The sequence below is a fragment of the Plantactinospora sp. CA-290183 genome (genome assembly GCF_050936375.1).
GTDB lineage: Bacteria > Actinomycetota > Actinomycetes > Mycobacteriales > Micromonosporaceae > Plantactinospora.
On record NZ_JBNJMX010000025.1, the window covers coordinates 17,930 to 29,616 of the forward strand.

At 66.1% G+C, this 11,687-nt stretch carries 9 protein-coding genes; 5 read left to right on the top strand and 4 right to left on the bottom strand.

The features are described from left to right. Positions 1-32: 32 nt before the first annotated feature. From ACQEUR_RS22430 to ACQEUR_RS22450, 5 genes are all read left to right on the top strand, one after another. A complete protein-coding gene (locus ACQEUR_RS22430; RefSeq protein WP_433034489.1) occupies positions 33-1,025 on the top strand; it encodes an ABC transporter permease in 993 nt (330 codons plus the stop codon). A 12-nt stretch (positions 1,026-1,037) separates the two neighbouring features. Beyond that, positions 1,038-1,952, top strand: a complete 915-nt coding sequence (locus ACQEUR_RS22435) for a carbohydrate ABC transporter permease (RefSeq protein ID WP_433034491.1) — start codon at positions 1,038-1,040, stop codon at positions 1,950-1,952. 4 nt (positions 1,953-1,956) lie between these two features. Beyond that, positions 1,957-4,542, top strand: coding sequence for a hypothetical protein (locus ACQEUR_RS22440; RefSeq protein WP_433034493.1), 2,586 nt, complete (start codon positions 1,957-1,959; stop codon positions 4,540-4,542). A gap of 118 nt (positions 4,543-4,660) precedes the next feature. After that, the gene (locus ACQEUR_RS22445; RefSeq protein ID WP_433024480.1) at positions 4,661-4,960 is read left to right on the top strand and encodes a transposase; all 300 of its coding nucleotides are present in this window, start codon (positions 4,661-4,663) and stop codon (positions 4,958-4,960) included. Continuing rightward, positions 4,957-5,871, top strand: a complete 915-nt coding sequence (locus ACQEUR_RS22450) for an IS3 family transposase (RefSeq protein WP_433034495.1) — start codon at positions 4,957-4,959, stop codon at positions 5,869-5,871. Before ACQEUR_RS22445 ends, ACQEUR_RS22450 begins: the two co-directional genes overlap by 4 nt. 334 nt (positions 5,872-6,205) lie before the next feature. Here the strand turns inward: ACQEUR_RS22450 and ACQEUR_RS22455 are convergent, their stop codons facing one another. The 4 genes from ACQEUR_RS22455 to ACQEUR_RS22470 form a co-directional block, all read right to left on the bottom strand. Next, positions 6,206-7,246, bottom strand: a complete 1,041-nt coding sequence (locus ACQEUR_RS22455) for a helix-turn-helix domain-containing protein (protein ID WP_433034497.1) — start codon at positions 7,244-7,246, stop codon at positions 6,206-6,208. 734 nt (positions 7,247-7,980) lie between these two features. Next, positions 7,981-10,521, bottom strand: coding sequence for an FtsX-like permease family protein (locus tag ACQEUR_RS22460; protein ID WP_433034499.1), 2,541 nt, complete (start codon positions 10,519-10,521; stop codon positions 7,981-7,983). Further along, positions 10,518-11,192, bottom strand: coding sequence for an ABC transporter ATP-binding protein (locus tag ACQEUR_RS22465; protein ID WP_433034501.1), 675 nt, complete (start codon positions 11,190-11,192; stop codon positions 10,518-10,520). Before ACQEUR_RS22465 ends, ACQEUR_RS22460 begins: the two co-directional genes overlap by 4 nt. Positions 11,193-11,254: 62 nt before the next feature. Next, complete coding sequence (locus ACQEUR_RS22470; RefSeq protein WP_433034503.1) at positions 11,255-11,623, bottom strand: hypothetical protein; 369 nt, start codon at positions 11,621-11,623, stop codon at positions 11,255-11,257. Positions 11,624-11,687: the final 64 nt, after the last annotated feature.

An 11,687-nucleotide genomic window follows, 5' to 3' on the forward strand; every position in this document is an offset into this window, starting at 1 on the left:
CGGGCCCTTCTCGCCCCCGACGGGAGGCCGCTGTGGCCACCGATCTGGTCCCCGGCGTGGCGCCGGACACGCCGAGGGCCACCCGGCCACGGGTCTGGCGTGCTACCCGGAAGACGCCGGGCCGCCGCCTCGCGATGCTGCTGCGAAATCGCTGGCTCTACCTGATGCTGCTGCCGGGCGTGGCGTACTTCCTGGTCTTCAAGTACTGGCCGATGTACGGCCTGCACATCGCCTTCAAGGACTACGTGCCGTTCCTGGGGTACTCGGGCAGTCCGTGGGTCGGTCTCAAGCACTTCGAGGAGCTGTTCACCGGCCCGGACTTCGGTCGCCTGATGGCCAACACGCTGATCCTGGCCCTGCTCACCGTGGTGTTCGTCTTCCCGGCGCCGATCGTGGTCGCCCTGTTGCTCAACGAGTTGCGCATCCGGATCGTGCAGCGCTCGGTCCAGTCGTTGATCTACATCCCACACTTCCTGTCGTGGACGATCGTGGCGTCACTGACGTATCTGCTCTTCTCGGCGGACTTCGGCGTGCTGGCCGGCTTCATCCACGATGTCGTGGGCGGGCAACGTGCGGACTACGTGGCCCAGGAGGAGTGGTTCCGACCGATCATCATCCTGCAGCTGCTCTGGAAACAGACCGGTTGGGGGACGATCATCTATCTGGCTGCCCTGGCGAGCGTGGACACGCAGCTCTACGAGGCGGCCCGCGTCGACGGCGCCGGGCGGTGGCGCCAGCTCTGGCACATCACGCTGCCGGCGATCCGGCCGGCGATCGTGGTGATGGCCATCCTCACGTCGGGCAATCTGATGGACTCCGGGTTCGAGCAGATCTGGCTGATGACGACGTCCCTCAACCGCTCGACGTCGGAGGTTTTCGACACGTACGTGTACTACATCGGCATCACCCAGGGTGCCTTCAGCTACTCCACCGCGGTCGGCCTCTTCAAGGGCGTGGTCGGTGTGTTCCTGATCGTCGGCTCCAACTGGCTGGCCAAGCGCCTCGGCCAGCGCGGACTGTACTGAGGAGGCGCCGGAATGGCACTGGTGAAGGCCACCGCACGCCGCAGGCCGTCGATCCGACACTACGACTCGTTCGGCAGCCGGGTCTTCGATGCCCTCAACATCCTCGTCCTCCTGTCGCTCGCGGCCATCACCGTGCTCCCGCTGCTCTACGTCCTCGCCGGATCGTTCGCCACCGAGGCCGAGATCGACTCGCGGCCGTTCTTCCTGTGGCCGGAGCGGTTCGTGACGGACGCGTACGACTACATGTTCGCGACCGACGTGTTCTTCCGCGCGCTGCTCACCACCATCGGGGTCACCCTGGTCGGCACGGTGGTCCAGGTGGCACTCACGCTCACGATGGCGTACCCGCTGGCGAAGCGGCACCTGCCGGGCCGCACCCTGGTCATCAACCTCGTCCTTTTCACGCTGGTCTTCAGTGGCGGCATGATCCCGACCTACCTGGTGGTCCGCGAGCTCGGCCTGCTCGACAGCTACTGGGCGCTGATCCTGCCGTTGGCCATCAACCCCTTCTACCTGCTCATCGTCAAGGCCTTCTTCCAGGAGCTGCCGGAGGCACTCGAGGAGGCGGCGCGGATCGACGGCTGTAACGAGTTCGGTGTCTTCTGGCGGATCGTGCTGCCGCTGTCCAAACCCGTCATCGCGACGTTCGCGCTGTTCTACGCGGTCGTCATCTGGAACGACTACATGTCGCCGCTGCTCTACATCAACGACGAGAACAAGTGGACGCTGCAGATGTTGGTCCGCCAGCTCACCGCCCCGAACTCGGACTCGGAGAACGTGCTGAACCAGCAGGGCTCGGCGATCTTTCCCCTGCAGGGCCTGAAGTTCGCGGTCGTCGTGCTCGCGACGGCGCCGATCCTTCTGGTGTACCCGTTCCTGCAGAAGCACTTCGCGAAGGGCGTTCTGATCGGATCGGTGAAGGAGTGAAGGAGTGAAGGTACGGTGGCTGGACGGGCCGAGAAGGCAGGGCACCACCTGGGGACTTCCCTGGGCCCGCGGCACGGTTGACGCGGATACTCCATTCGCGCTGGCCGACGGCACACCGGTGCAGAGCTGGACCACGGCCACCTGGCCGGACGGCTCAGTCAAGTGGTCGGCCCACGCGATCGGCCCGCAGGACGACCCAGCCGCGTCGTACGAGGTGGTGACGGGCCATCAGCCAGGCCCCCCGACCGAGTCCGTCACCGTGACAGGCTCGGGAGATGATCTCCGGGTCAGCACCGGGCCGGTGACGTGGAGGTTGCGCCGCCCGCACCTCATCGCGTCGATCGAGTACGGCGGTCGGCAGATCGTACGGGCGGCGCGGTTGGTGAGCCTGCGGCAGCACCTACCCGACGACGACGGTTCGCGCGACCGCCAGCGGATCACCGCCGCGGTCGAACAGATCACGGTCGAGCAGGACGGACCGGTCCGTGCCGTCGTGCGACTGGACGGTCGCCACGGCGACTGGCTGCCTTTCCAGGTCCGGTTGTACTTCTACGCCGGCGCTCCGGACGTACGCGTCGTGCACACCTTCGTCTGGGACGGCGATCCCGACCGGGACTTCCTAGCCGGGCTCGGGCTGAGCGCCGACGTGGTGATGCGCGACGACCCGCACGACCGGCACCTCCGGCTCGCCGGACCGGAGGGTTTCCTCACCGAAGCGGTCCGCGGCCTGACCGGTCTGCGCCGCGACCCAGGCGCGGAGGTACGACGGGCACAGGTCGCCGGCCGTCCGGTCGGTGACATCCACAACGACGAGGTGGCGCGCCGGCTGCATCTCATTCCCACCTGGAACGACTACACACTCGACCAGACCAGCGCCGACGGCTTTCTGCTGCGCAAGCGGACGGCGTCCGGCCACGCCTGGGTCACCATCCCATCCGGTACCCGGTCAGCGGGATACGGCTACCTCGGTGGTGCGACAGGGGGTGGTCTCGGGTTCGGTCTTCGTGACTTCTGGAAGCTGCACCCGACCCGGCTCGACATCCGCGGTGCGGCGACCGACGTCGCAACGGCGACGGTGTGGATGTGGTCGCCGAGCGCCCCGGCGATGGATCTGCGGTACTGGCACGACGGCTTGGGCCAGGACACCTTCGCCAAGCAGCTCGAGGGCCTCGAAATCACTTACGAGGACTACGAACCCGGCTACGGAACGCCGCATGGGATCGCGCGGACGCACGAGCTGAGTCTGCGCGTCCACGACACGACACCGTCGAACGACGAGCTTGCCGAGCACGCCGCGATGCTCACCTCCCCCGGGCTGCTGACCGCCTCCCCCGAACGGCTGTTGGCCGCGAACGTCTTCGGCGGCTGGAGCGTGCCCGACCCCGACCATCGGCACCAGGACATCGAGGACCGTCTGGACTTTCTCTTCGACCACTACGTACGCCAACGCGAGCAACGTCGCTGGTACGGGTTCTGGGACTACGGGGATGTCATGCACGCGTACGACCCGGACCGGCACACCTGGCGCTACGACATCGGCGGATACGCCTGGGACAACTCGGAACTCTCCCCCGACCTCTGGTTGTGGTACCAGTACCTGCGCACCGGCCGGGCCGACGTATTCCGCTTCGCCGAGGCGATGACGCGGCACACCGGCGAGGTCGACGTCTACCACCTCGGCCGCTGGAAAGGCCTCGGCTCGCGGCACAACGTGCAGCACTGGGGATGCAGCTGCAAGCAGCTGCGCATCTCCAACGCGGCCTACCGGCGGTTCTACTACTACCTGACCGCCGACGAACGGACCGGTGACCTGCTCGACGAGCTCGCCATGCCGGAGGAGACGTTCCTCGTCGTCGACCCGCACCGCAAGATCCGCACGGACACGTACCTGGCCGACCCACACGCCCTGTCGGTCAGCCTCGGCACCGACTGGGGCTCCCTGGCCGCCGCCTGGCTCACCCGGTGGGAGCGGCACGGCGACACGCGGGCGCGCGACCGGTTGCTCGGCACCATGGCGGACATCGGCAAGCTGCCGCATGGCTTCCTCACGGGTCACGCACGGCTCGACCTGTCGACCGGCCGCTTCGACACCACGCTCGACGACATCAGCGTGTCGCACCTGTCGGCCGTCTTCGGCCTTCCGGAGATCGTTGCCGAGCTCATCGATCTCGATCTCGGCCTGCCGCAGTTCGAACGGGCCTGGCTGGACTATTGCCGTCTCTATCTGGCGCCGCCGGAGCAGCAGGAGTCCGAGGTCGGGCAACCACTCGAGGGCATCTCACTCGTCCAGGCCCACAGCCGCCTCACCGCGTACGCCGCGGCGCGCACGGGCGATCCGAGCCTGGCGGATCTCGCTTGGCGCAAGTTCATCCTGGACGAGGGCGATCAGCTCAACCGCAACGCCCTTCAGCGCGAAACCCGATGGCAGTTCACCCGGACCGACGGCACACAGGTCCTCATGCCCGTCGACGAGGCGGCGTTCGTGTCCACCAACAACGCCGCACAGTACGGACTCGCCGCGATCCAGCTGCTCGCCCTCGTCCCCCACGCACGGCCGCAGCTGACAACTCCGCAGACCCAGTACCGATGACGGTCCTGTTCTGGCACGAGTGCGTGGTGCGGATCGCGCTACGGAATTCCGGCATGAAGTGACCCCCTGAGACCGGACACCTCCTGACTTGGCATCCTGCCAAGGAGGAGGAAACGCGTTGGCTCGACAGAGTAAGTACCCCGAGGAGTTCCGGCGTCAGGCAGCGGCGTTGGTGCTGGATTCTGGCCGCACGATCCGTGATGTGGGTCGTGAGCTGGGCGTCAACCACGAGACCCTGCGTAACTGGGTCGACCGGCTGCGACAGGAACGTGACGGCGGCAACTCCGGTCGTGGCGAACTGGGTGTTGACGAGCGGGCCGAGCTACTGCGGCTGCGGCGGCAGGTCGCCCAGCTTGAGCTGGAGAAGGAGATCTTGAAAAAAGCCGCGGTCTTCTTCGCACGCGAGACGGAGCGGTGAACCGGACCGACGTGTACCGGTTCATCGCCGCGGAGAAGACCGCCTATCCAGTCCGTCTGTTCTGCCGGCTTTTCGGCGTCGGACACAGCGCCTTCTACCAGTGGCTACGCGCCGGTCGACAACGCGTGGTCGACCGGAAACGTCACGACCAAGCCCGCGTCGACGTGACCAGACGGGCGTGGTCGGAGCACCGGGGCGTCTACGGCGCCCGCCGGCTCACCGCCGAGTTACACGATCGGGGTCACCGGTGGAATCGCAAGGCCGTGGCCCGGCTGATGCGCCTGGCCGGAATCGAGGGCGCCCACCGGCGTCGGCGCGGCAAAGCCCGCCGCAAGTCCGCGACGCCGGCGACCGCGCCCGACCTCGTCCAGCGGCAGTTCACCGCCGCCGGCCCGAACCGGTTGTGGGTCGCGGACATCTCCTACCTGCGCACCTGGGAAGGGTTCCTCTACCTTGCCGTGGTCGTCGACGCGTACTCCAGGCGTGTGGTCGGGTGGGCGATGACCGATCACCTACGCACCGAGCTGATCCTCGACGCCGTCGGCATGGCAATCCAGCATCGCCGACCAGCACCGGAGCAGGTGATCCATCATTCGGATCGCGGCACGCAGTACACGTCGTTCGAGTTCGGCCGCACCCTGCGCTCCTGTGGCGTCCTGGCCTCGATGGGCTCGGTCGCGGACTGCTTCGACAACGCCATGGCCGAGACGTTCTTCGCCACCCTGAAGACCGAACTCATCTACACCCGCGCCTGGCCATCCCGACACGAACTGGAGATGGAAGTCTTCTCCTACATCGAGGGCTTCTACAACCCGCGCCGCAGGCACAGTCGTCTGGGTAACGTCAGCCCCGACACCTACGAGAAGATCCACCAAGAGTCCCTGACAGACATCGAGGTGTCCGGCCGATAGGGGTCACTTCAGCAAGGACTGGCAGAAGATCATAGACAAACTTAAAGCCCTGACCAGGGTTTCTGTTGGTCAGGGCTTTTTGTCTGTCGGGACGGCCGGATTCGAACCGACGACCCCTTGACCTGTACGGTGCCAGTACGTGTCGCACGCGCTGTGAGCTGGGCCCTTGCAAGGCTGGAGCACCTTCAGGGTCATGGCGTTCCGGTTGATCTATCTGTTCGCGATCCACGTGTTTGACGCCCTGTTCTTCGCGGCCCGCAGCCTACGAGCACTGCAGGAATGTTGGGCAGCGCGGCAACGTGGTCGAGGGTGTCAGGGCGGTTGACAATGGGCGTCAGTTTCCGGCGTCGGCGGGTGGATTGCCGATCGATGTCAGGGGTATCACGCCGTGTGGGTGCTGCCGGTAGGTGCTTGGGGTCAGGCCGTGGGTGGCGGTGAAGGTTCGGCTGAAGTGTGCGTTGTCGGGGAAGCCCCAGTGGGCGGCAATGGCCTGGATGGACTGGGTGTTCATGGCTGGGTCGGTGAGGTCGCGTCGGCAGCGGTCGAGTCGGCGGTGGCGGATCCAGTCGGTGACGGTCGTGCCCTGTGCCTGGAAGAGGCGGTGCAGGGTGCGTAGGGAGATATGGTGGGCGGCGGCGATCGTTGATGGAGTCAGCGCCGGGTCGGCCAGGTGTCGGTCGATGAAGTTCAGGATGCAGGCGTGGGTTGCTTGTTGCCGGGTCTCGGGTGGGAGCGTCGCTTCGGTGTCGAGGTGATGGGCGAGCGTGGCCGCGATGAGGTCGAGGGTAATTGTGCCGAGGCGTGTTGCGTCGGCGGGTCGAAGCTGGTCGGCGTTTTGGGCGAGTTGACGTAGATGTTGTGACAGCACGGCGTCGATTCCAGCTTGGCCGGGGAACGGGGGTGATGCGAAGAGCCGCTTCACCTTTTGAATGGGAATCGGTAGCAGGGCTCGGGGGATCTGGACACTGATTGCCGTATTCTTGTCGCGTGCGCCGGGCTCTCCCGCATAGCTGAGTTGGTACGGGCTTGAGAGGTTGTAGAAGCAGAGGTCGCCTTGCTGGGCCATGCAGGTGCGGCGATCTTGGCGAACGGCGCCTCGTCCACGGAGAGTCAGGTTGAGCATGTAGATGTCGGGGTCGGACTGTCTGATCATGCGTGCGGTGCGAAGCACCTCAAGTGACGGAAATTTGTAGGTCGACAGCTGGAGGGCGCCGAGATCGACTGATCGCATCGTGGCGATGAAGTTGGCCGAGGGTTCAGCCCGGATATCCATCGGCGCGAGCGAGGTCGATATCGACTCGCGAAAGAAGTCAATTCGATCGTCGGCCGGGTAGTCCAGCGCGCTTGCCGTCGTCTGAGCGGTCTGCATCGTCATCCCCCATGCGGTGCATTGACGTAGTGACCTTGAGAACTGGCCTCGATCCACAATATGATGTTGATCGATGCGCTGCCCATCGCTTCATAGTGAAGCAGACCCGGGCCCGTCCGCGGCGCGGAATGGTCACCGATCGGTAAAGCGTGGTTCGCGTCCGCCTGGCGGCACCCCCCGTCGTTGAGACGGCGCTCGTCCTTCGGGCTTGAGGTGTCCGCCGGCGGACACCCGCAGGAAGACGACCTGGCTGATCATGGTGCTTCGAGCTCTCCCCTCAGATGATGGCTGGGCGGTGTCGCGCCCGTGGGGCGCGTACGGATTCGAACAGCTGGTAGCGGCGTTCTGGTAGCGACCGGTGCGCGGACGCTCGCCGCGCCCGGACCAGGCACGGAGGACAGCGAACGGGCGGCGGCCGGGCGACATGGCTTCGGGCCGTTCGGCCGTCGCCCGGTACCGATCGCCGGTAGCGGCGAGCTTAGCCTCGTCCGTGGTCGCCACCGAGCCCGATTTCCGGCGGATATCTATCACGGACGCCGCTGAAGACCGCCGCGACCAGGGCGTCGGCTTCTATGAAGGCCACTCTTCGGTACTTTCCAAGCTGACAGTGCGGGTTCGATTCCCGTCACCCGCTCCACAGACGGAAGCCCTGGTCAGGACCGATGTCCCGCCAGGGCTTCCGCGTTGCCAGGAGAGCTGAATCAGGGGTTGGGCTCTCTAGCTTTTGTGGATCTCACTGGTCACGCCGTCAACCGGTCCTTGGCGGTGAGCCGGCGGGTGGCCAGCGCCGTTGCGACGGCGATCGATGAGTAGACAGCGGCGGTCAGGATCGCCAGTTGTTCCCACGGGATGCTGAGGACGAAGCCGGGGAGCCGCCAGGCTGCCAGCAGCGCGGCTGGGAGGCCGATGAGTAGCCCGATCGCGGTCGCCAGGACGGTCAGGACGAGGTGTTGGCGGATGACGATTGTTCGGGCCCAGCGGGTGGACAGGCCGAGCGCGATGAGGTGTCCGAGGTGCTCCCGGAGGATGCGGGTCTGGGTCTGGGTCAGGGTCAGGGTCACGGCGAGCGCGAGGATCACCACGCCGACGGCGGTGAGGTTGAGTGCCATCGGTGGGATTGGTCTGGGTGGTGTGCGATGGATTCGTGCGTTGCGTGGATCCATTCCGGCGGCGGTGACCGCGGTCTGCGCTGCCTCCGCGTCGGCGCTGCTGATGTCGGTGAAGATGACGGTGCCGGCGGTGATGGGGAGGTGGTGCCGGCCGGCGGTCGCGGTCAGGACGAGGCCCGTGGTGCCTACATTCCATGCCGCCTCGTTCACATGGAACGCCTCGGCGGGGATGGTGGCCAGTACGCCGCTGACCGTATCGGTCTGCTGGTGGCGAAGGTCGACGGTGGCGCCGATCGGGGTGTGGTGATCCCAGAAGAGGATTCCGCCGCGGGCCAGGAGCGCCCGCTGCCTTTCGTTGAGTTTCGTCCGGAGGAGCCGGTCGGCGTCGGCAGCCGAGTCCACGGCCAGCACGAGTCCGAAGGCTTGTCCGGCAATGATGTGGGTCACCGTTGTGCCGTCCGTGGTGGCGAGGAAGTGGATGGTGACCGGTGTCTGGTCGCGTAGGGCGGGTACGGTCTGCGCCGCCTTGACTGCGGTCGGCGGTGCCGGTTGAACGTCCGTGTTGTTGTCGGCGATCTGGACCTGGCCGGGCAGCACATCTGGGTAGACCTCTGCTCCGGCGGTGCGCATCATCGTGTCCAGCAGCGACACGAAGCCGGTGGACAACCCCAGCAGCATCGCGATGGCGGCGATGAGCATGGTGACCCGGCTGGTGTCTGCCAGGAGTTGCCGTTTGCTGAGTCGGGCACGCAGGTTCGCCTCGGGCAATCGGCGAAGGAGCGCTGGGATCAGATCTGGCAGCATCAGCAGCACCGCGGCCGCCAGGATTCCGGCGGTCTGCATGGCCTTGGCGGGGGAGTCAAGGCCGGGGAGGCGCGTCAGCGCCACACCGACCGCGAGCGTCGCCAGTAGGTGGCGTGCATTTCGCACCAGGCCATCACGCCGCGTCGGTGATGCTTGCGCGGTGGTCGGCCCCGACCCTCTCGCCGGATCGGTGCGGGCGGCCCTGGCCCGGGCGATCAGCAGGGTGCCGAAGGCGCAGCCGGCAACGACCATGGCGATGGTCCGCGCGAGGGGCCCGACGGCGGTGGGTATCGGCCCGGTCGGCTGTGCCAGCACCTCGGCCGTGATTCGGGCGGCCACCACGCCCAGGGCCAGACCGACGATGTGCCCCGCCACCGTCGCGACCAGGCACCAGGCACCCTGGGCGAGACCGACACCGCCGACCGCGATTCGGCGGGGCACGCCCACCGATATCATCCGACGCACCGACCGCGCGACGTGACGCCGGGTCAGGGCGAACGCGGCAAGTGTGGACAGCAGCGGCAGGGCCAGCGACGGAATCGTGTATCCGGCTGGTGATCGGTCGATCCATGAGGGACGTGTCTGAGACAGAACCGATTGACGACTGGTATACGTCTGTTGCACCCGGTCAACAAGATCCCCTGCCGCAGGGTCGTCCGACGCCGCTCGCAGCGCCTCCGCGATGGCGGCGATGGTCCCGGCCACGTCGGTGCCGTCCCAGTAGACGACAGGTTGGGCGCGAAGGCGGGTGTTGAGTGAGGCAAGGTCAGGATCCATGCCGGCCCAGGTGCCGGGCCCGGCGAAGACCTCCACGTTACCCGTGAAGAGATCGTCGACCGTGCCGACAACGGTGAGCTTGACGCGTCCGCCATACAGGCTGAGGTGGTCCGGGATGGAGCCTGTCGCCGCGTCGGGATTGACGATGATCGCCTCACCCGGCCGTTCGGGCCAGCGCCCGGACAGCATCCGATAGTTCCCCGGAAATGGGTCCTGTGCCCAGTCCATCTCGATTAACCTGACCGAGCTGTGCGCCACCGCCGGGACGGCGAGGTCCGTCGAAATCACGGCGACGTTGGACTGTCGGTCCGACGTGCTGGGCAGGGCAGTTGCCAGCGACTCCCGGATCGTGCTGCCCGGAGCCACGTCCCCGGCTCCGAATCCAGCGAAGGCGCCGTAGCGCCCCATATCCCGCTGGGCGATCTGCTCCGGGGTCAATGATTGACCGACCAATGCGACGTACAGCCCGGTCACCAGAACCGTGGCCACGAACACCGGAACGACACTGACCCGCAGCCGGCGGGAACGCGCGAACCGGCGCGCGAAGGTGAGGATCAGCGGTCCTGATCCAGCCGGCGGCTCCCCGCTCACGACGCGTCCCGAAGGGATCCGTCGACCATTTCATGCAGAGTGTCGGCGTACCTGCGGCAAAGCGGGTCATGCGAACAGACGATCGCCAAGGTCCCGGCGGAGCAGAGTTCGGCGATGAGTTCGAACAGGTTAGCCGATGTTTTGCTGTCCAGGGAGCCGGTTGGTTCGTCCGCGACGATGATGCGTCGGCCGCCAGCGAGTGCGCGTGCGATCCCGACCCGCTGCCGTTGGCCGCCGCTGAGCTGCCCGGGCCAGCGTTTGCCGAGATCGGACAGACCAACCCTGGCTAGCAGTTGGTCGGCTTCTCGCAGGGCTGCGGCGGTGGTCGTGCCGCTGGCCTCAAGCGGAAGTGCGACGTTCTCCGCCGCCGTGAACTCCTCAATGAGAGCATGATCTTGGAAGACCACGCCGATGGTGCGCAGGCGGAGGTTCGCCCGCGCGGTCTCGTCCATACGCACGACGTCAACACCGTCGGTCTGGATCTCGCCCGTATCGGCGAGATCCAGACCGACGATGAGATTGAGCAGCGTAGACTTGCCGGAGCCGCTGGGGCCGTGGATGCACACGAACTGGCCGGCCATGGCCGTCAGGCTCACGTCCCGGACAGCCCAGACCTCCTCGGCCGCCGTCTTGTACGACTTGCTGACATCGCGGAGCTCCAACAAAGACATGTCACCACTCACGGGTTGCGAGATCAGAGTTTGGTCGTTACTGGGTTGAAGCTACAGCCTGGTCAGCAACCGCCCGTAGTACGCCACGAGCTGACTATGTCCGAGTTCGTAGGATTGACATCGTTGTCGTTGGAGTTTCGTGCCATTGTTTGCTTATAGCCGCCGCCGTTCGCGTTCGCGGCCATGCAGCCGGTGTGGCTCGCGGAGCGATTAGCCCAGGAGTCCATCTCGTCATTCTTTTCGCCTTCAAAGTTGAGGTAGCCTGACTGACCGTGTGGGCGAGTGTAGAGCATCCAGAGGTAGTCATTGTTTCCCCATGCGCACATTCTGTCCGTTGGGCAATCGCTCAAAGCAGCGTTGGCTGGTCCGACTGCGACCACCATGCCGGATGCGGCGAGAATCCCCGCAATGGCTAGCGCTTTCAGGTTCATTGTTCCTCCCGTAAGTAAATGAATCCATGAGCATCTCACCGAGCAGGCTGATCCGTACTTTTCG